The sequence below is a fragment of the Parasedimentitalea marina genome (assembly GCF_004006175.1).
GTDB classification, from domain to species: domain Bacteria; phylum Pseudomonadota; class Alphaproteobacteria; order Rhodobacterales; family Rhodobacteraceae; genus Parasedimentitalea; species Parasedimentitalea marina.
Genome location: NZ_CP033219.1, coordinates 3,098,491 through 3,117,482, shown reverse-complemented (window position 1 = coordinate 3,117,482; position 18,992 = coordinate 3,098,491). Strand labels below are relative to the sequence as shown.

At 57.9% G+C, this 18,992-nt stretch carries 19 protein-coding genes; 14 read left to right on the top strand and 5 right to left on the bottom strand.

The genetic code is table 11. The annotated features are described in order from the left end of the window. The first annotated feature begins 279 nt into the window (after positions 1-279). The 4 genes from EBB79_RS15035 (at position 280) to EBB79_RS15020 (ending at position 5,007) form a co-directional block, all read left to right on the top strand. Complete coding sequence (locus tag EBB79_RS15035) at positions 280-951, top strand: hypothetical protein (protein ID WP_127749647.1); 672 nt, start codon at positions 280-282, stop codon at positions 949-951. 56 nt (positions 952-1,007) lie between these two features. After that, positions 1,008-2,324, top strand: coding sequence for a PQQ-like beta-propeller repeat protein (locus EBB79_RS15030; protein WP_127749646.1), 1,317 nt, complete (start codon positions 1,008-1,010; stop codon positions 2,322-2,324). Positions 2,325-2,372: 48 nt separating this feature from the next. Further along, complete coding sequence (der, locus tag EBB79_RS15025; protein ID WP_127749645.1) at positions 2,373-3,842, top strand: ribosome biogenesis GTPase Der; 1,470 nt, start codon at positions 2,373-2,375, stop codon at positions 3,840-3,842. 211 nt (positions 3,843-4,053) lie between these two features. After that, positions 4,054-5,007, top strand: a complete 954-nt coding sequence (locus EBB79_RS15020) for a fatty acid desaturase (protein WP_127749644.1) — start codon at positions 4,054-4,056, stop codon at positions 5,005-5,007. 47 nt (positions 5,008-5,054) lie between these two features. Here the strand turns inward: EBB79_RS15020 and serS are convergent, their stop codons facing one another. Beyond that, positions 5,055-6,347, bottom strand: coding sequence for a serine--tRNA ligase (serS, locus tag EBB79_RS15015; RefSeq protein WP_127749643.1), 1,293 nt, complete (start codon positions 6,345-6,347; stop codon positions 5,055-5,057). Positions 6,348-6,597: 250 nt separating this feature from the next. Continuing rightward, on the bottom strand, positions 6,598-8,238 hold the full coding sequence (locus EBB79_RS15010) for a mechanosensitive ion channel family protein (RefSeq protein ID WP_127749642.1): 1,641 nt from the start codon (positions 8,236-8,238) through the stop codon (positions 6,598-6,600). Between the two features lie 189 nt (positions 8,239-8,427). On the opposite strand from EBB79_RS15010, the gene yajC reads away from it, so the two are divergent. The 10 genes from yajC (at position 8,428) to EBB79_RS14960 (ending at position 15,313) form a co-directional block, all read left to right on the top strand. Continuing rightward, on the top strand, positions 8,428-8,712 hold the full coding sequence (gene yajC / locus EBB79_RS15005; RefSeq protein WP_127749641.1) for a preprotein translocase subunit YajC: 285 nt from the start codon (positions 8,428-8,430) through the stop codon (positions 8,710-8,712). Between the two features lie 33 nt (positions 8,713-8,745). Next, positions 8,746-10,407, top strand: coding sequence for a protein translocase subunit SecD (gene secD / locus EBB79_RS15000; RefSeq protein WP_127749640.1), 1,662 nt, complete (start codon positions 8,746-8,748; stop codon positions 10,405-10,407). A gap of 1 nt (position 10,408) precedes the next feature. Then, positions 10,409-11,377 carry a protein translocase subunit SecF gene (secF, locus tag EBB79_RS14995; RefSeq protein ID WP_127749639.1) on the top strand — a complete coding sequence of 323 codons (969 nt, stop codon included), beginning with the start codon at positions 10,409-10,411 and terminating at the stop codon, positions 11,375-11,377. Positions 11,378-11,381: 4 nt separating this feature from the next. Further along, entirely contained in the window at positions 11,382-12,122 is a 741-nt protein-coding gene (locus tag EBB79_RS14990) for a TSUP family transporter (RefSeq protein ID WP_338045763.1), read from the top strand. Between the two features lie 12 nt (positions 12,123-12,134). After that, positions 12,135-12,491 carry an Mth938-like domain-containing protein gene (locus EBB79_RS14985; protein WP_127749637.1) on the top strand — a complete coding sequence of 119 codons (357 nt, stop codon included), beginning with the start codon at positions 12,135-12,137 and terminating at the stop codon, positions 12,489-12,491. Positions 12,492-12,558: 67 nt separating this feature from the next. Next, complete coding sequence (gene ccmA / locus EBB79_RS14980; protein WP_127749636.1) at positions 12,559-13,173, top strand: heme ABC exporter ATP-binding protein CcmA; 615 nt, start codon at positions 12,559-12,561, stop codon at positions 13,171-13,173. Then, on the top strand, positions 13,170-13,826 hold the full coding sequence (gene ccmB / locus EBB79_RS14975; protein WP_127749635.1) for a heme exporter protein CcmB: 657 nt from the start codon (positions 13,170-13,172) through the stop codon (positions 13,824-13,826). The genes ccmA and ccmB overlap by 4 nt, the downstream gene beginning before the upstream one ends. 47 nt (positions 13,827-13,873) lie before the next feature. After that, entirely contained in the window at positions 13,874-14,626 is a 753-nt protein-coding gene (locus tag EBB79_RS14970) for a heme ABC transporter permease (RefSeq protein WP_127749634.1), read from the top strand. Then, a complete protein-coding gene (gene ccmD, locus EBB79_RS14965; protein ID WP_177627821.1) occupies positions 14,623-14,781 on the top strand; it encodes a heme exporter protein CcmD in 159 nt (52 codons plus the stop codon). The genes EBB79_RS14970 and ccmD overlap by 4 nt, the downstream gene beginning before the upstream one ends. Next, complete coding sequence (locus EBB79_RS14960; protein ID WP_127749633.1) at positions 14,774-15,313, top strand: DsbE family thiol:disulfide interchange protein; 540 nt, start codon at positions 14,774-14,776, stop codon at positions 15,311-15,313. Before ccmD ends, EBB79_RS14960 begins: the two co-directional genes overlap by 8 nt. Positions 15,314-15,375: 62 nt before the next feature. On the opposite strand, the gene EBB79_RS14955 is transcribed toward EBB79_RS14960, so the two are convergent. The 3 genes from EBB79_RS14955 to acnA form a co-directional block, all read right to left on the bottom strand. Continuing rightward, positions 15,376-15,714, bottom strand: a complete 339-nt coding sequence (locus tag EBB79_RS14955; RefSeq protein ID WP_202977622.1) for a DOPA 4,5-dioxygenase family protein — start codon at positions 15,712-15,714, stop codon at positions 15,376-15,378. Positions 15,715-15,823: 109 nt separating this feature from the next. Further along, positions 15,824-16,243 carry a DUF7684 family protein gene (locus EBB79_RS14950; RefSeq protein ID WP_127749632.1) on the bottom strand — a complete coding sequence of 140 codons (420 nt, stop codon included), beginning with the start codon at positions 16,241-16,243 and terminating at the stop codon, positions 15,824-15,826. Between the two features lie 53 nt (positions 16,244-16,296). After that, on the bottom strand, positions 16,297-18,984 hold the full coding sequence (acnA, locus tag EBB79_RS14945; RefSeq protein ID WP_127749631.1) for an aconitate hydratase AcnA: 2,688 nt from the start codon (positions 18,982-18,984) through the stop codon (positions 16,297-16,299). Positions 18,985-18,992 lie beyond the last annotated feature (8 nt).

Here is an 18,992-nt window from a genome sequence, read left to right as displayed (position 1 = left end):
AGGCCCTTTTCAAGTAGTTTGGCCCGTTTGGACCGTAATGTGATCCAGCGAGGGATAATTTGTTCCCACGGGTGGGGTGATGGCAGCATAGACATAGGAACGAAATTTTCATTGTCCATACTAAACTAATCAGTTCAGAACACAAATTATTGCAATTCTGCGCCGAACTCTGCGGGATGTCACCTAAACGCGCCACTTGGCTTGACCCTTCAGGCACGGTAAGAGAGGCCAAAGAGAGAGAATTCCCCGGCGCAAGCCGGGCTTACCAGGGACGAATTGATGAGCGATACAGATAGTTTTATCGACGAGGTGACCGAAGAGGTTCGCCGCGACCGAATGTTCCTGATGATGAAACGATATGGCTGGATTGGTGCTGTTGTCGTCGTCGCGATTGTTGCCGGTGCTGCCTATCGGGAATATGACCGGGCCCAAACCTCGGCTGCGGCTGAATCGCTGGGTGATGCGGTGATTGCTGCGCTGGCCGAAAATGAGACAGACAAACGCGCCGAGGCTCTGGCAACGATTGATGCCGAGACCCCGGGTGGCGATGCCATTCTGAAGATGTTGCAGGCCGGTGCACTGGCGAATTCTGATCAGGGTGACGCCGCAGTGACGTTGCTGGCGGAAATTTCCACCAATGCTGATCTGCCGCTGATCTACCGTCATATTGCAACCTTCAAGGCACTGGGGCTGCAGTACGACAGCCTGTCCGCACAGGATCGCCGGATCCAGTATGAGACGCTGGCCCAACCTGGCGCGCCTCTTCGGTTGCTGGCGCAAGAGCAACTGGCATTGATTGATATCGCTGATGGTGATGCCGAAGCCGCAATTGCGCGCTTGCAAGCCATCCTTGAAGACGCCGAAGTCACTGCGGACTTGCAAGATCGCGCGCGCCAAGTGATTGTAGCCCTTGGTGGGACTCTGGATGAACCAGAGATCTCGCAAGGGTAACGAAACATCGCGCAGACAATGACGCGGGTATACGAACTGGAAGACGGGGCAGGCCAATGATGTCAGCAAAAACCACCTCTAGGGCAGGGTTGATCCTGCTTGGCGGCGCTTTGCTGCTGACCTTGGCCGCCTGTAAAGAACCTGAAGTCATTCTTCAGGGAGAACGAGAGACGATCCGTGAAGGGTCTTCTGCGCAAGTGGAAAACCAGTCGCGCGCCATCTCATTGCCACAGCAATCGGCCAACTCATCCTGGCAGCAAAGCCATGGAATTGAGGCGTATAGAACTGCGCACCCAGCCCTGAGCACTGCACCGCAACGTGTCTGGTCAGTTTCCATCGGAGAGGGCGACGAGCGCCGCAGCCGGATCACGGCCTCACCCATCTTCGGCGACGGGCGTATATATACGCTGGACAGCAGCGTTCAGGTGTCGGCGGTTTCTCCATCGGGGCAGGTCCTGTGGGCAACAGATCTGATCCCATCGGCTGATGGCAACGCAACGGGTGGCGGTCTGTCGTTCCACGAGGGCGTTGTCTATGTGTCGTCCGGTTACGGCGTGTTGACGGCGCTGGACGCCAAAAGTGGCAAACAGATCTGGCGTCAGAAACTAGAAGCCACTGGCTCGGGGCAACCCAGCGTTGGCGGCGGGCTGGTCTATGTGGTTGCCGGTGATGACACTGGCTGGGCGGTTAACACCAAAGACGGTCGTATCGCCTGGCAGGTTTCTGCGACCCCCAGCCCATCGAATGTTTTGGGTGGCCCTGCGCCAGCCTTGACCCCGACACTGGCCATCTTTGCATTTGGCGCCGGTGACTTGACGGCCACCTTCCGCAACGGCGGGCTACGCCGCTGGAGCGCATCGGTGGCGGGCCAGCGTGTGGGTCACAGTACGTCCCGCATTGGCGATGTCACCGGGGGACCTGTGGTCGTTGGAAGCCGTGCCTATGTGGGCAACCATTCCGGTCGCACGGTGGCCTTTGATCTTGAGGACGGCGGCCGGATCTGGACCACCCGTGAGGGGGCTGTAGGGCCAATATGGCCTGTTGGCGGCAATCTGTTCCAGGTCAGTGACCTAGGCCGTTTGCTGCGCCTGGACGCCAGCTCGGGCGAGGTGATTTGGGCTGTTCGCTTGCCTGGGTATTTGAAAGACAAGCCGGGTAAGCGCAGCGCTATCGTCGCCCACTATGGCCCGGTGCTGGCCGGTGGTCATGTGATTGTGGTCTCAAACGACGGATTGTTGCGGATGTTCAAACCCGAAGATGGCAGCCTGGTACGGACCGTAGAAATTCCCGATGGGGCCACGACCGCACCAATCGTGGTTGGCAAAACCCTGTACGTGGTCTCGACAAAAGGCGAATTGCACGCTTTCCGTTGACGCCAGAATGCGCTATGGGGCGCATCTGAATCGCTGAAAGTTGATCTGATGTCCTTCACCCTCGCCATCGTGGGCCGCCCAAACGTGGGCAAATCCACTCTGTTCAACCGCCTTGTCGGTAAAAAACTCGCATTGGTCGATGACCAACCGGGTGTGACGCGCGATTTGCGCGAAGGAGAGGCGCGGCTGGCCGATTTGCGGTTCACCGTGATCGACACCGCCGGTTTGGAAGACGCCACCGACGATTCGCTACAAGGCCGAATGCGCCGCCTGACCGAACGCGCAGTTGAGATGGCCGATATTTGCTTGTTCATGATCGATGCCCGCGCCGGTGTGACCCCACTGGATGAAATGTTCGCCGAGATCCTGCGCAAGAAATCTGCAAATGTGATTCTGGCCGCCAACAAAGGCGAAGGCGCGGCAGCGGATGCCGGTGTAATCGAGGCTTATAATCTGGGCCTGGGCGAGCCGATCCGCCTGTCAGCTGAGCACGGCGAAGGCCTGAACGACCTATACACCCAATTGATGCCTCTGGCTGATCAGTTCGAAGCGCAGGCCGTGCGGGACACGCCCGAAGTTGATGTCGATCTGGATGAGGACGACGACGAAGACGACGAGAGCTATACAGTTCCTGTTCCAACCTCTGCCAAGCCGTTGCAAGTGGCCGTGGTTGGCCGCCCGAATGCAGGCAAATCGACCCTGATCAACCAGATCCTGGGCGAAGAGCGCCTGCTGACTGGCCCCGAGGCTGGCATCACCCGTGACGCCATCAGTCTGCGCATGGAGTGGGGCGGTGTGCCGATGCGTATCTTTGATACCGCCGGTATGCGCAAAAAAGCCAAGGTGCAGGAAAAGCTTGAGAAACTGTCGGTGTCCGACGGGCTGCGCGCGGTGAAGTTTGCCGAGGTGGTTGTGGTTCTGCTGGACGCTGAAATCCCGTTTGAGCAACAGGATCTGCGCATTGCCGATTTGGCTGAACGCGAAGGCCGGGCCGTGGTGATCGCTGTCAACAAATGGGACATCGAGGAAGAAAAGCAGGACAAGCTGCGCGATCTGAAAGAATCTTTTGCCCGGTTGCTGCCGCAACTGCGTGGCGCGCCACTGATCACGGTATCGGCCAAGACCGGCCGTGGGTTGGACCGGCTGCAAGAAGCCATCATGCGGGCCCATGACGTCTGGAACCGCCGGGTCCCAACCGCTGCGCTGAACCGTTGGCTGGTGGGGATGCTAGAGCAGCACCCGCCGCCGGCTCCGCAGGGCAAACGCATCAAACTGCGCTACATGACGCAAGCCAAAACCCGCCCGCCCGGATTTGTGGTGATGTGCTCACATCCCGACAAAATGCCGGAAAGCTACAAGCGCTATCTGGTCAACGGGTTGCGCCAGGATTTTGATATGCCGGGATCGCCGATTCGCCTGACCTTGCGGTCTCAGAACGACAAGAACCCCTTTAAGGGTCGAAAGAAAGCGCCGCCAAGCAAGCTGCGTAAGCACTTAAAGGGCCCTCAGCGGGGGTAGCATTTCTCGTTTAAGTGGCATAAAATTTAGCAGGCGGTCCATGTTGGGCCGCCTGTTTGCAGTTTGGACCCGGCGATTGTTAAGTCTGTACTGCGGGTCTTTTGTGTGGCGCGCCTCTTGTTCTCATGCAGGCGAATATTAGTTTTTTAGATGAATTACCTGCGTCTTGTTTTTCATCGGGGCGTTACAGAACATATTTATGGGTTTTTACATGGATCTCAGAGCACATACCCGTCGCTATTGCGAAAGAGATAACAGGCTGGCATCACTTAGCTTTTTCGGGACATTCGCCATCTATTTTCTATCCCTCTGGCTGGCCGTTGAATTTTCTGGGCAATGGTATCTGATGGCACCGTTTGGTGTGATTTATGCGTTTTCAGCCGTGCGTCTCTATGTGCTGCAGCATGACGCTGGCCATAATTCCTTGTTCGAAACACACCGTTTGAACCAAATAGCGGGCCATGCTTTGTCGCCATTCAGCTTTGCGCCCTTCGAAGTGATGAAGCAGAACCACAACCTGCATCATGCGGGGGTAGGTAATCTGGAGCATCGTGAAACAGGAGAGATTAACACCATGACCCTGGCCGAGTGGCAGCAGGCCGGATTTTGGCAGCGGCTGTTCTATCGGCTGTACCGCAATCCATTGGTACTGGTGCCCCTGGGGGCGGCGTTCACATATTTTATTCGATATCGCTGGCCCAAGAACACTGTCCGCTTTGGCGTGGTTGGCGTCTTGCTGCACAACCTGGTGATCATGGGGTTTGTATTTTCGCTGTATGTACTTGGTGGATTAACCGCGGTCTGGGTTTGGCTTGGGTTTTCCTTTTTCGGCGGCATGGTCGGGGTGTTTCTGGTCTATCTGCAGCATAATTTTGAAGACACTTATTGGGACCGACGTCCCGACCACGACCCGCAAATGGCGGCGATACAAGGGGCCTCTTGTCTTGATTTCGGCTGGTTTTTTGATTTGGTGGTGGCCGGCATCAATCTGCATGACATCCACCACCTGAATTCGCGCATACCATCGTATCGGCTGCGTGCGTGCCACCATAGCCTGCCGCCGGAATTGGCACCGCGCCGGATCGGGTTCCCCGAGGCGCTGCGGGCCCTGGGGTTAAAGCTGTGGGATGAAGATCGGCGGCGTCTGGTGCCGTTTCCCAAATGACGGGATTGCACTGCCCGGGGGTGCCGGGCAGTGCTTTCGGCTTTGGTTTAAGTCAGCGAACCCTCGGCGGTCAGCGTGGTCTTGCCACCCAGATAAGGCGCCAGAACGGCGGGTAGGATCACCGATCCGTCCTTTTGCTGACCATTCTCCAGCACCGCAATCAAACACCGACCCACGGCCAGACCAGATCCGTTCAGCGTATGCACAAACTCGGGCTTGCCACCTTCGGCAGGCTTGAAACGAGCGGACATCCGGCGGGCCTGAAAGGCGCCGGTGGTCGAAACAGAGGAGATCTCGCGGTAGGCGTTCTGACCCGGCAACCAAGCCTCGATGTCAAAGGTGCGGCGCGCACCAAAGCCCATGTCGCCAGTACAGAGCAACACGGTGCGATAGGGCACACCCAGTTGCTCTAGCAGATCCTCAGCGCAGCGCAGCATGCGTTTCTGCTCATCGTCCGAAGCGTCCGGATGGGTGACCGAGACCATCTCGACCTTTTCAAACTGGTGCTGGCGCAGCATGCCCGATGTGTCGCGCCCGGCCGATCCCGCCTCAGAGCGGAAACACAGCGAATGCGCGGTCATGCGGATTGGCAGAGCAGACTCGTCCAGCACGCCTTCGGCGACGGAATACGTCAGTGGCACTTCGGATGTGGGGATCAGCCACCAGCCATTGGTGGTCTGATAGCTGTCCTCGCCGAATTTCGGCAATTTGTCTGTGCCATACATCGCCTCGTCACGGACCAGAACCGGGGTGTTGACCTCGGTCAGGCCGTTTTTGTCCACATGGGTGTCGATCATGAATTGACCCAGCGCGCGGTGGATGCGGGCAACTGCGCCACGCAGCACCACAAAGCGACTGCCTGACAGTTTGGCGCCGGTGTCGAAATCCATCGAGGCGGTGACGCCGGTGATATCAAAGTGCTCTTTTGCGGCAAAAGGCAGCGTGGCTGGCGTGCCCCAGCGGCTGACTTCGACATTGTCGTCCTCGTCAGCACCTTCGGGGACATCGGCGGCGGGCAGGTTGGGAATGCGGGCCAGCATGTCGGTTAGCTGGGCGTCCAGCTCTTTGGCTTCGGTCTGCATCGCGGCGACTTCGGCCTTTTTCTCGGACACCAGCGCGCGCAGGCGCTCAAACTCGGCGTCGTCACCCCGACCCTTGGCTGCGCCGACCTCTTTGCTGGCCTTTTTCTGTTCGGCCTGTGCCGATTCAGCCGACTGGATCTTGTCGCGGCGGGCGGCGTCGAGCGCCAGGATCTCGGATGACATGCCCGCATCCCCACGCCGCGCCAGAGCGGCGTCGAAATCGGCAGGGTTTTCACGGATCGCGCGGATGTCATGCATGGGGTCGTCTCCTTGGACGGTTTTGAATCACTGCGCAATCATATGCCGCAGCAGGGGACAAAGGGGAAGGGGAGGTGAAAGGTTCACGCAGTGGGTGAGGGAATTTGGCACAGGAGCGTTAAGAAGGGGTGAGGGGAGCACGCGGAGAGGGTTGGGTGGCTCATCTGTCTGGCACGGCTGTAAGTCGGGCAGCGCCTGACCTCCCCCGTGGGAGGGTGCTTGCGCTCCCACCCGAGGTCGGGCGTGGCCCTTAGTTTTTCGTGGCCAGCTCTCCATCCCACTCATTCTCCGCGATCTTCGGCTCTTCGGTGTCGGCGATGTAACTTGGGGTCATGATCTGGACCTTGTTTTCGTTGAACACCGCCACGATGTGCTTGTGCAGGTCCGACTTGATGCGCGGGATAGAGGTGCCTCGGGTGGTATAGGCGTTGATCTGGTAATTGATCGCGTAATCCGCCAGCCCGGCCCAAAGCACAAAGGGGGCAGGGCGGGTTTTCAGATCTTTGGTGCGGTGGGCGGCCTCGATCAGCATGGCCTCGATCTTGGCGGGCGTTTCCTCGTAGCCGATGCCGACGGTGGTGTGCAGCAACAGCCCCGAGCCGTCGATCTTCTTGGAGTAGTTGATCACTTCAGAATTCAACAGCTGCGCGTTGGGGATTGAAATCAGCTCGTTCTTGATGGACTTCAGATGGGTCTCCATCAGTTTGATCTGAATGACATCGCCGGTGTGCTCGCCGATTTTGATGCGGTCACCAATACTGGTAGAGCGGCGGTAGATTACAAACAGCCCCGACAGCATGTTGCCGACAACCGAGTTGGCGCCCAGTGACAGCATCGCGCCCACCAGCAGGGTCAGCCCCTGAAACGCTGCCGAGTCCGAACCGGGAATATAGGGAAAGGCAAACACCAGGGCGATCATGATCAGCACGGCGCGTACGATGTTATAGGTCGGGTTGACCCAGTGTTTCTCAAAATCGCCGATCACAAAGGTGCCGGCCGCCACAGCATCAAAGAACACCCGCAGGCCCTTGAGCACATAGGTGGTGAGAAAACCAATGATCGCCAGGGTGATCAGGTTGGGAATATAGAGCACAAACCCGATCAGAATATTCAGCACTGGTCGGGTGACATAGGTCAGCAGAAGTTGCGCCACATAGCGGGTTTCAGCAAAGGAGAGCAGGATCAGTGACAGGTAATAGTAGATACCAAGGAACAGAAGCGACAGCAGAATGAAATTCACCCCAAATCGGATGAGCGCGGCAATGGCGTCTGCCTGCACATGGGAATTGGTCACGCTTTCGACCGATTCAAAATGGCGGTGGACCAGCGTGTCGATGATGATTTTAAACCGTCGCTTTAGCCAGATGATCACCGTCGTGAACAGAATAAAGGCGAGAGTCCAGCCGGCCACGACAAAAATCGAGTGCAGCCGGGCCTCGTCGGTTCTGGCGAAGCGATAGGCTATGATCGCCTTACGAATTACGTCCGCCTGTAATTTGGTCAGAACCGCCGTGTCCAGTTGCTCTAAAGCCGCATCTGCGTTGGTCACGACAGTTATCAGCACCCCATCGGCAAAGATCTCGGTGCCCAGATCCACTGATTCGAGCGAGATTTCGACACTGCGTGTGTCATTGGCCTCTGCGACGGTGGTAATACGACCGGCCACCAGTTCGGCCCGTTCGGTGCCAGGCAAGGCGGTTGATCCACGCACCAAGAACAGCTCTTCACCATCAATGATAACCGGCGCGCGAAACACGCCGTCGTCGACGGGGGCAACCTCTTCGACCGGCTGGTTGTCCGGTGCCTTGGCCTGGGCAAGCGCATAGGAGGGAATTAGCAGGGCAAGACAAAATCCGATGCAGGACAGTCCGCGAATAATATGTGTCATCATCAATGAATTTCCTTTGAGCATGACTATATTCAACATTCTGCAGCTGGCTAGCCTGTGCGGGAATGCGAAAGGATATTTTTACAGCGAGTCAAAGGTCTGCGTTGCCTTGCAATGCCGATGATCAGCGCATAGGTTCGCCAGCGAATTTTACGCTGATTACGGCGTGACCTTAACAAAAGGAATACCCCAATGGACGCAGGCGCACTTGGCCAGTTTTTGCCGCTCATTCTGATCTTTGGTATCATGTACATGCTGCTGATCCGCCCTCAGCAGAAGAAAATGAAAGAGCACAAAGCGATGGTCGAGGCCCTGCGCCGTGGCGATCAGGTGATCACCCAGGGTGGTTTGATCGGCAAGGTTGCCAAGGTCAAAGACGACGGCGAAATCGAAGTTGAAATCGCTGACGGCGTCAAGGTTCGTGTGGTCAAAGGGACCATTGCTCAGGTGCTCAACAAGACCGAGCCAGCAGCCTAAACCTCTGACGTAAATTACTATAAAGGCAGGGCAATGCTGCAAATTGATCTCTGGAAGAGGGTGCTGATTTGGCTGGTCTGTGTGACCGGCCTGCTGCTTGCCCTGCCAAATGCGTTTTATACGCGTGTCGAAATGTCCAACGATGCGGCCATCGAAATTACCGCCAAGGGTGAAACGCCCGAGCGGCTGGAAATCGTCGACCAATGGCCATCCTGGATGCCATCGTCACTGGTGAACCTGGGTCTGGACCTGCGCGGCGGTGCGCATCTGCTGGCCGAGGTAAAGGTTGCTGACGTCTATGCTGCGCGCATGGACTCGCTATGGCCTGAAGTGCGCAATGTCTTGCGCCCGGAACGGGCCACTGTGGGGACATTTCGCCGTCAACCAGGGCCAGAGGATCAGATTCGTCTGAAAATCTCTAAACCCGAAGGCATGAGCCGGGCGCTGGAACTGGTCCGTGGCCTGGCCAATCCGGTCACCAGTCTGACCGGGGCCGGATCAACCGATATCGAGGCCTCGGCGACGGGAGACATTATTACCATCCAATTGTCTGACGCCGAGAAGCTGGCCTCGGATGATCGCACCGTGCGCCAGTCACTGGAAATCGTGCGCCGCCGGATCGATGAAGTCGGCACCCGAGAGCCGACCATTCAGCGTCAGGGCGTTGACCGTATCCTGATCCAGGTGCCGGGCATTGGCTCTGCGTCCGAGTTGAAAGCCATCATCGGCACCACCGCCCAGCTGACATTCAGCCCGGTGGTGGGTCGCGGGTCCGATCCGGATGCGGTTGCAGGGGCTGGCAACAAGATTGTCCCATCGCTGGATGATCCAGGTGTCTATTTCACCATCGAATCCGCGCCAGTGGTGACCGGCGAAGATCTGGTCGATGCGCAGCCTTCGTTTGACCAAAACGGGGGGCCGGCCGTCAGTTTCCGCTTTAATACATCGGGGGCGCGTCGCTTTGGCGATTATACAGCCGAAAACATCGGCTCGCCCTTTGCTATCGTTCTGGACGACGAGGTGGTCTCGGCCCCTGTGATCCAAAGCCATATTCCGGGTGGGTCTGGTATCATCACCGGTAACTTCACCATCGAGGAAAGCACCAACTTGGCAGTCCTGCTGCGCGCGGGTGCCTTGCCTGCCGAGCTGGAGTTTCTGGAAGAGCGCACCATTGGTCCGGAACTGGGTCAAGACAGCATTGATGCAGGTAAGATTGCCACGATCGTCGCCTTCGTCGGCGTGCTGGTCTTTATGGTGCTGAGCTATGGGTTGTTTGGTATCTTTGCCAACGTCGCGTTGATCCTGAACATCGCGCTGATCTTTGGTATGCTCAGCCTGATTGGCGGCACCCTAACGCTGCCAGGTATTGCCGGTATCGTGTTGACCGTCGGTATGGCAGTGGATGCCAATGTGCTGGTGTTTGAACGTATCCGCGAAGAGCTGAAGGCGGGCCGTGGCCCGGCGCGCTCTATCGAGGAAGGATATTCCAAAGCGCTCAGCGCCATTCTGGATGCCAACGTCACCACCTTCATTACGGCAGTGATCCTGTTTGCCATGGGATCGGGTCCGGTGCGTGGATTTGCCATTACCCTGGGACTGGGGATCATGACTTCGGTGTTCACAGCGATCTTTGTGACCCGTGTGATGATCATCATGTGGTTTGAACGCCGCCGTCCAAAAACCATCGAGGTGTAAGATGAGACTGAAACTAGTTCCCGAAAAGACCTCGTTTGATTTCTTCAACAGCTGGAAGCTGTGGATGGGGTTCTCGTCCCTGTTGCTGGTGTTGAGTGTGGTGTCGTTCTTTGCCCAGGGGCTGAACTTCGGTATCGATTTCCGTGGCGGGACCACGGTGCGGACCGAAAGCACACTGGCTATGGACGTCGGCGCCTATCGTAAGGCAATCGAACCGATGGAGTTGGGCGATATCTCGATCACCGAGGTGTTCGACCCAACGTTTGAGGAAGATCAGCATGTCGCAATGATCCGCATTCAGGCGCAGGCTGACGGCGAAGCGATCTCGGGCGAGACCATCGAAGCGCTGCGGGCGGTACTGGACGAAGTTGCACCGGGTATCAAATTCGTCTCGGTTGAATCGGTAGGCCCAAAAGTCTCGGGTGAGCTGGTGCAGACGGCGGTTCTTGCTGTGGTGCTGGCGATTGGCGCGGTCCTGATCTATATCTGGCTGCGCTTTGAATGGCAGTTTGCCCTGGGTGCGGTTGCGGCGCTGGTTCACGATGTCTTGCTGACCATCGGCGTGTTCGCGGCGGTGCAGATCAAGTTTGATCTGGCCATCATCGCGGCCCTGCTGACCATTGTTGGCTACTCCCTGAACGATACCGTGGTGGTGTTTGACCGGGTGCGGGAAAACCTGCGCAAGTTCAAGAAACTGTCGCTGGCCGAAGTGCTGAACCTGTCGATCAACCAGACGCTGTCGCGCACCGTGATGACCTCGGTGACCACGCTGATCGCATTGATCTCGCTGTATGTGTTGGGCGGAGACGTGATCCGTGGCTTTGTCTTTGCGATGATCTGGGGCGTGATCGTCGGCACCTATTCGTCGGTCTTTGTGGCCTCGACCATCCTGCTGAAGCTGGGCGTCAAACGCGACTGGAGCAAGCAGGCCAATACCACTGGCAACCAGTTCGCCAATATCGATGCCTGAGGCCTTGAGTGCAGCCCTGGAGACTCCGGGGCTGGCTTGGTTACTGCTGACCATTTCTGTGGCTGGCCTGGTGCGTGGGTTTACCGGTTTTGGGACGGCGATGATATTCGTCCCGATTGGCGCCCAGTTCCTGCCAACCGCTGATGTGGTGTTTCTGATGGCCACTACGGGTGTGTTCTCGACCGCTGCATTGTTCCCCTCTGCCTGGAAACAGGCGGATAAATCCGAGGTGGGAGCCTTGGCGATGGCGGCTGGCATCACCGTGCCGATCGGGATCTGGATGATGATGCAACTGGATGGGTTGGTGCTGCGCTGGCTTGTCTCGGTGGTGATTGGCGTGACCCTTGTGGTTGTCATTACCGGCTGGCGCTGGCAGGGTAAAATCGGTTGGCCGGGACGCTTTGCCATTGGCGGGGCTGCGGGCACGGTGGGCGGTATGACCGGTCTGACAGGTCCGGTTGTTATCGTGTTTTACCTGGCCAATGTCCGCGATGTCAGCCGGGTGCGCGCTAATACGATTGTCTTTTTGGCCGCGCTGGATGTGGTGATTGTCACCAATCTGGTGTTCGGCGGCTTTGCCGGTATGGAAACACTGATGGTGGCGCTGATGCTGTCGCTGCCCTATTTGATCACAACTCTGATCGGCAAAGCCCTGTTCGATCCCAAGCTTGAGAAAATCTACCGGGTGGCGTCTTATTCGGTGATCGGGCTTGCGGTTCTGACCAGCCTGCCGCTTTTCGACTAACAGGAGCCTGCAATGCGCCTAAACGAAGTGACCTATACCGATGCCACTCCGGTCGACAGCTACGGACCGAATTTCTTCAGAATTGGCGGCGAGCTGCACCAAGGCGCGGTCTTGACCGGGCCAAAGGGCACCGGTCCCTGGGGCGGCTACGCGGACAGTGCTTCGCTGCTGGCTCTCACCGGCGAGGTCGATGTGCTGTTTCTGGGCACCGGCGCCGAAATCGCCTATATTCCTGCCACCCTGCGCGAAATGCTGGAGGAAGCTGGACTGGGGATTGAAGTGATGAACTCACCGGCTGCCTGCAGGACGTATAATGTATTGCTGTCCGAGGGGCGCCGCATTGCACTGGCCGCTTTGCCGGTGGTTTGATCTGTCGCAAAGACCCAGGCGTGATTTGCGTATTATGCCACTGCAGGCAAAGGGATAACCGGATTAGATGAGCCTCAAGATATCGGATCTATGTATCGCCCGGGGTGGTATCCCGGTGCTGGCGGGGCTCAGCTTTACGCTTGAACCTGGGCAGGCTCTGATCCTGCGAGGACCCAATGGAAGTGGCAAGACCACGTTGTTACGGACCATCGCCGGTTTGCAGCCGCCGGTCTCGGGCACGATCCGGTGTGCCGAAGACAGCATTGCCTATGCCGGGCATATCGACGGTATCAAACCCACATTGACGGTCGCCGAGAATCTAACGTTCTGGGCCAAAGTATTTGGCGCAAAAGGGATCGACGCGGCGGTTGATGCCTTTGATCTGGGCGGTCTGCGTGATCGCCCGGCTGGTGAGCTGTCGGCCGGACAAAAGCGGCGGCTGGGCCTGTCGCGGATGCTGGTTACCGGGCTGCCAATTTGGGTTCTGGATGAGCCCACCGTGAGTCTGGATGTAAAATCCGTGGCGATGTTTGCTGACGCGGTCCGGGCTCATCTGGGGCAGGGGGGATCAGCCCTGATTGCGACCCATATCGATCTGGGACTGGATAGTGAGGTGCTAGAGGTCGGTCCCTTCAAGGCAAAACTGCCGGCGATTGACGATTTCGACGGAGGTTTCCTGTGATTGCGTTGCTGATGCGGGATTTGCGGTTGGCCATGCGGGCCGGCGGCGGCTTTGGGCTGGGGTTGGCATTTTTTCTGATCGTAACGGTGATGGTGCCGCTGTCCGTGGGGCCACATCCCGCATTGCTGGCCTCAATCGCGCCCGGCGTTCTGTGGCTTGGTGCACTACTGGCCTGTCTGTTGTCACTGGATCGTCTGCTGGCCCTAGACTGGGAGGATGGCTCGCTGGATTTGCTGGCCACCGCACCGCTGCCGCTAGAGGCCACTGTGTCCGTCAAGGCGCTGGCACATTGGATCACCACTGGCCTGCCGCTGGTGCTGGCTGCGCCGGTGCTGGGGGTTCTGCTGAACCTACCGGTGCCGGGGTTCCAGTGGGTGATGGTCTCGCTGCTGCTGGGCACACCTGCCTTGTCGGTGATCGGCACCTTTGGTGCGGCGCTGACCGTTGGCCTGAAACGTGGTGGGCTGTTGATGTCGCTGCTGGTGATGCCCCTGTATATGCCCACTCTGATCTTTGGGGCTGAGGTGGCCCGGCGTGGCGCCATCGGCATGGACATTCAGACCCCGCTCCTGATGCTGGCAGGAATTTCAGCGGCGTCCATTGCGCTGCTGCCTTTTGCCAGTGCCGCCGTCTTGCGCATCAATCTGCGTTGAGGCATTCGTGATTTGAGAACCCTATAGGAACTAGCTAGGTACCCAATATGTCGATCTGGGAATATGCCAATCCAAAGAAATTCATCACCAGCACCGAGCGGGTGACCCCGGCCCTGTGGGGGGCCTCGGCGCTGTGCATTGTGGCCGGGCTGATCTGGGGTTTCTTTTTCACTGGCGACGAAGCCCGTCAGGGCTCGACCGTGAAAATCATCTATCTGCATGTACCAACTGCGATGCTGGCGATCAATATCTGGGTCATGATGCTGGCGACCTCGCTGGTCTGGCTGATACGGCGCCACCACGTCAGCGCGCTGGCGGCGCGGGCGGCGGCACCGATTGGGATGGTGATGACCCTGATTGCCCTGGTCACCGGCGCCATCTGGGGCCAGCCGACCTGGGGCACCTGGTGGGTCTGGGACCCGCGTCTGACCTCGTTTCTGATCCTGTTCCTGTTCTACCTTGGCTACATGGCTCTGTGGGAGGCTATCGAGGATGCCGACACTGCCGCAGATTTGACGTCGTTTCTATGCTTGGTCGGCAGTGTATTTGCGCTGCTTAGCCGCTATGCGGTGAATTTCTGGAATCAGGGGCTGCATCAGGGCGCCTCGATCATGCGGGCCGCAGCGGTGACCGGCACGGATACAGAGGAAAAGGTCAACAATATCTATTTCTACCCGCTGATGCTTTGCATCGTTGGCTTTGTCCTTTTATTTGTTGCGCTGGTTTTTTACCGCACAGGCACCGAAATTCGGGCCCGGCGGATCAAGGCGCTTATGGCGCGTGAAAGGGCTGAGGCATGATGCCGGATCTGGGAAAACACGCTGACACGGTACTGTCGGCTTATGGGGCGTCGATTGCGCTGTTGCTTTTGCTGGTGCTGATCAGTGTGATACGTGGCCGCCGGGTGCGGGCCGAAATGAAAAGAATGGAAAAACGGATGACGGGCAATGGCTAAAATATCTCCGATGATGGCGGTGCCGGTGGTGGTGTTCGCCGGGTTCATCAGTTTGGCCCTGATTGGTATGTTTCGCGAGGACCCCAACAGCCTGCCGTCGGCGCGGGTGGGGCAAACGTCGCCACCGGTGGTCTTGACCGCGTTCCCTGGAAAGCCTGGGTTTGATGACGCGACATTGCGGGATGGTAACGTCAAGGTGGTGAATTATTGGGCCAGCTGGTGCGCGCCTTGCCGCATCGAGCACCCAAATCTGCAGGCCCTGCAGAACGAAGGTCTGGCCATTTACGGCATCAACTACAAGGACCAGCAGGCCAATGCGGCGTCGTTCCTGGACGAGCTGGGCGACCCCTATACCGGCATTGGTCGTGACGAGAAGGGTAAGATGGCATTGGACTGGGGCGTCTATGGCGTGCCTGAAACCTATGTGATTGACGGCGACGGCACCATTATCATGCGCCACGCCGGGCCACTGACTGAACGGGTGATTGAGAAGACCCTGCGCCCAGCACTGGAGCGTGCCAAGGGGCAGTAAACAGCCGTCTTGGCGCCTTTCGTTGGAGGGCGTTTTGCGCTTCAGACTCACCCAAGCAGCAGTTAGCCAAAGAGGCTCAGGTCCAGATCCAGACCGGTGCCCAGCCATATGCCGTGATCGAGGTGATCTGTCAGATGGTCGCCGGTTTCCGGGTGAGAAAATACGATTAATCCATCGCGGTTCAGGGCCAGCCAGGGCAACAGCTGGGAAAACTGGTCGGGTGTGGCCAGCAATTGACAAGACCACATGGGATGCGGCCCGACGGGCTTTTCGTGCACCCGCCCCATCTGAACGTCGAATGTTGAGGCCGCCGTCTGGCACAATGCACGGGCCTGTTCGACGGTTTCGGCGTCGAAATAGACATGCGCGTGATAGCTGGTGATTTGGGATATCTGTTTCATGCCCGGACTATCGGTGGCGTATCGGGCCACGGCAATACAGCATTCACACACAGGGTCTGTGCAGTTATTGGCCTGATGGCGCCGGTTTTCACAGAATCTCACAAGGCCTTCACTTGCCCAGAAGGTATCCAATTCTGCCGAGCGGTACTGAAGTGTTTTGAGCATTTAGAACCAATAGTCCCTCGCAGGGTGGCTTTTCGGAGGACATCGGCGCTAGGAACTCCAGCGTGTCCTCAATTGGCTCGTCGTCGTGCCATGTTGTTAGGATAAATCGCGCGTTATCTAATCGCCCTTCGTCTTGTTCCTGAATGAGGGCCCAGTCAATTGCATCATCCCATTTGGTCGTGTTTGGCCCCCACGCCGCAGCAGTCATGGCAGACGAGTGCACAATCCATTTCGCGACTTTCCACTGCCAATCAGGATCTACATCACCCCGACACAAGAGCAGCACAAAATGTGGAACCTTGATTGGGTACTCTTCAGGCAAAGTGCCTACGGAGATAGGCAACTCATAAAATAATTTGAACATGAAAAAACATGCCCCCAGAGAGGGACATGTTCAAGAGCCTAGAATGGCTGTTTTTACGACTTGGCCAGGTTGCGCAGCACATAGTGCAGCACGCCGCCGTGCTCGATGTATTCGATCTCGGGCGCGGTATCGATGCGGCACTTCAGGGTGATCTCTTTCACCGAGCCATCCGCCATGGTGATCGCGCAGGGCACTTCCTGCAGTGGCTGGATGGTGTCCAGACCAGTGATCGATACAGTCTCTTCACCGGTGAGGCCCAGCGACTTGCGGCTGTCACCATTGGTGAATTCCAGTGGAATAACACCCATGCCAACCAGGTTCGAGCGGTGGATACGCTCAAAACTTTCGGTGATCACAGCCTTGACGCCCAGCAGGGCTGTGCCCTTGGCCGCCCAGTCACGCGAGGAGCCAGCGCCGTATTGTTCGCCGCCAAAGATCACCAGCGGAGTGCCGGCCTCTTGGTAGGCCATAGCCGCTTCATAGATCGCCGCCTGTTTGCCATCGGGACCAGTGGTGTAACCGCCTTCGACGCCGTCCAGCATCTCGTTCTTGATGCGGATGTTGGCAAAGGTGCCGCGCATCATGATCTCGTGGTTGCCGCGACGCGACCCATATGAGTTGAACTCACGCGGTTGCACCTGGCGCTCCAGCAGGTAGCCGCCAGCCGGAGTGGTGGTGGCAAAGCCGCCCGCAGGCGAGATGTGGTCGGTGGTGACCATGTCGCCCAGAATGGCCAGAACCTTGGCGTCTTTGATATTGCTGATTGTACCCGGTTCAGTGCTCATGCCCTGGAAGTAGGGCGGGTTCTGAATGTAGGTCGAGGCAGCAGGCCAATCATAGGTCTCGGCGTCGGTGGTCTCTACGCCCTGCCATTTGTCGTCGCCCTTGAACACATCAGCGTATTTCTCGAGGAAGGCTGCGCGGGTGACGGTCTGTTCGACCAGTTCCGCAACTTCCTGAGTGGTCGGCCAGATGTCTTTCAGGTAGACGTCGTTGCCGTCTTTGTCCTGAGCGATCACATCGGTGTCGATGTTGATGTCCATGGTGCCTGCCAATGCATAGGCGACCACCAGCGGCGGTGAGGCCAGATAGTTGGCGCGCACATCAGGGCTGATACGACCCTCAAAATTGCGGTTACCCGACAGAACAGCCGTTGCAACCAAATCGCCTTCGGCGATGGCCTCGGACAGTTCGGCCTGAATTGGGCCGGAGTTACCGATACAGGTGGTGCAGCCATAGCCCACGAGGTTGAAACCAACCGAGTCCAGATCTTTTTGCAGATCTGCGGCTTCCAGATAGGCGGATACGACTTGCGAACCCGGTGCCAACGAGGTTTTCACCCAAGGCTTGCGGTCCAGACCCAGCGCTGCGGCTTTGCGGGCCACCAGGCCAGCGCCGATCATGACGTAGGGGTTCGATGTGTTGGTACAGGATGTGATCGAGGCGATCACTACCTTGCCGCTGTCCAAGGTGTAGTCTTCACCTTTGACGGCGACTTCTTTGCCCATGGGACGCTTGAAGGTCTCTTCCATTTCGCGACGGAAGGCATCCTTGGCGTTGCTCAGGGCGACATAGTCCTGTGGACGCTTAGGACCGGAGATCGCCGGAACAATTGTGCCCATGTCCAGCGACATAGTGTCGGTATAGATTGGCGCATAGTCTGCTCCGCGCCAGAACCCGTTTGCCTTGGCGTAGGCTTCGACCAGGGCAACACGATCTTCGTCGCGACCGGTGTTGCGCAGGTAGCGCAGGGTCTCGTTATCAATCGGGAAGAAACCACAGGTGGCGCCATACTCGGGGGCCATGTTGGCAATGGTGGCACGGTCTGCCAACGGCAGACGGTCCAGACCTTCGCCGTAGAATTCGACAAACTTACCAACCACACCCTTGGCGCGCAGCAGTTCGACGACCTTCAGAACCAGATCGGTGCCTGTGGTGCCTTCGACCATTGAGCCGGTTAGCTCAAAGCCAACAACCTCGGGGATCAGCATTGAGATCGGCTGGCCCAGCATCGCGGCTTCGGCTTCGATACCGCCAACACCCCAGCCCAGAACGGCCATGCCGTTGACCATGGTGGTGTGGCTGTCAGTGCCCACAAGCGTGTCCGGATAGGCGACCTCGTTACCGTTTTGGTCAGTGTCAGACCAAACGGTCTTGGCCAGATACTCGACGTTCACCTGGTGACAGATACCGGTTCCCGGAGGCACAACGCGGAAATTGTTAAACGCGCCCTGGCCCCATTTCAGGAACTGGTAACGCTCCATGTTGCGCTCATATTCGCGGTCGACGTTCATTTGGAACGCACGTGGGTTGCCAAATTCGTCGATCATCACCGAGTGGTCGATAACCAGATCGACCGGCGCCAGCGGGTTGATCTTCTGTGGGTCACCACCAAGCGCCTTAATGCCGTCACGCATGGCGGCCAGATCGACAACGGCTGGAACGCCGGTGAAGTCCTGCATCAGCACGCGGGCAGGGCGGTAAGCAATCTCGCGGGGGTTCTTGCCACCATTGGCACCCCACTCGGCAAAGGCTTTGATATCGTCAACCGAGACCGAAAAGCCATCGTCTTCGAAACGCAGCATGTTCTCCAGCACCACTTTCAGGGCTGCAGGCAGGTTCGAGAAATCACCCAGGCCGGCCTCTGTGGCGGCGGGGATCGAGTAATAGGAAATGGTCTTGCCGTTAACGCTTAGCTCTTTGCGTGTCTTGGCGGTGTCCTGTCCGACGGTGATAGGCATGGGTGGCC

Bases quoted from the DNA above. Each gene is read 5' to 3' on its own strand.
- EBB79_RS15035 (WP_127749647.1), top strand. From the start codon at position 280: ATGAGCGATACAGATAGTTTTATCGACGAGGTGACCGAAGAGGTTCGC.
- EBB79_RS15030 (WP_127749646.1), top strand. From the start codon at position 1,008: ATGATGTCAGCAAAAACCACCTCTAGGGCAGGGTTGATCCTGCTTGGC.
- der (WP_127749645.1), top strand. From the start codon at position 2,373: ATGTCCTTCACCCTCGCCATCGTGGGCCGCCCAAACGTGGGCAAATCC.
- EBB79_RS15020 (WP_127749644.1), top strand. From the start codon at position 4,054: ATGGATCTCAGAGCACATACCCGTCGCTATTGCGAAAGAGATAACAGG.
- serS (WP_127749643.1), bottom strand. From the start codon at position 6,347: ATGCATGACATCCGCGCGATCCGTGAAAACCCTGCCGATTTCGACGCC.
- EBB79_RS15010 (WP_127749642.1), bottom strand. From the start codon at position 8,238: ATGATGACACATATTATTCGCGGACTGTCCTGCATCGGATTTTGTCTT.
- yajC (WP_127749641.1), top strand. From the start codon at position 8,428: ATGGACGCAGGCGCACTTGGCCAGTTTTTGCCGCTCATTCTGATCTTT.
- secD (WP_127749640.1), top strand. From the start codon at position 8,746: ATGCTGCAAATTGATCTCTGGAAGAGGGTGCTGATTTGGCTGGTCTGT.
- secF (WP_127749639.1), top strand. From the start codon at position 10,409: ATGAGACTGAAACTAGTTCCCGAAAAGACCTCGTTTGATTTCTTCAAC.
- EBB79_RS14985 (WP_127749637.1), top strand. From the start codon at position 12,135: ATGCGCCTAAACGAAGTGACCTATACCGATGCCACTCCGGTCGACAGC.
- ccmA (WP_127749636.1), top strand. From the start codon at position 12,559: ATGAGCCTCAAGATATCGGATCTATGTATCGCCCGGGGTGGTATCCCG.
- EBB79_RS14970 (WP_127749634.1), top strand. From the start codon at position 13,874: ATGTCGATCTGGGAATATGCCAATCCAAAGAAATTCATCACCAGCACC.
- ccmD (WP_177627821.1), top strand. From the start codon at position 14,623: ATGATGCCGGATCTGGGAAAACACGCTGACACGGTACTGTCGGCTTAT.
- EBB79_RS14960 (WP_127749633.1), top strand. From the start codon at position 14,774: ATGGCTAAAATATCTCCGATGATGGCGGTGCCGGTGGTGGTGTTCGCC.
- EBB79_RS14955 (WP_202977622.1), bottom strand. From the start codon at position 15,714: ATGAAACAGATATCCCAAATCACCAGCTATCACGCGCATGTCTATTTC.
- EBB79_RS14950 (WP_127749632.1), bottom strand. From the start codon at position 16,243: ATGTTCAAATTATTTTATGAGTTGCCTATCTCCGTAGGCACTTTGCCT.
- acnA (WP_127749631.1), bottom strand. From the start codon at position 18,984: ATGCCTATCACCGTCGGACAGGACACCGCCAAGACACGCAAAGAGCTA.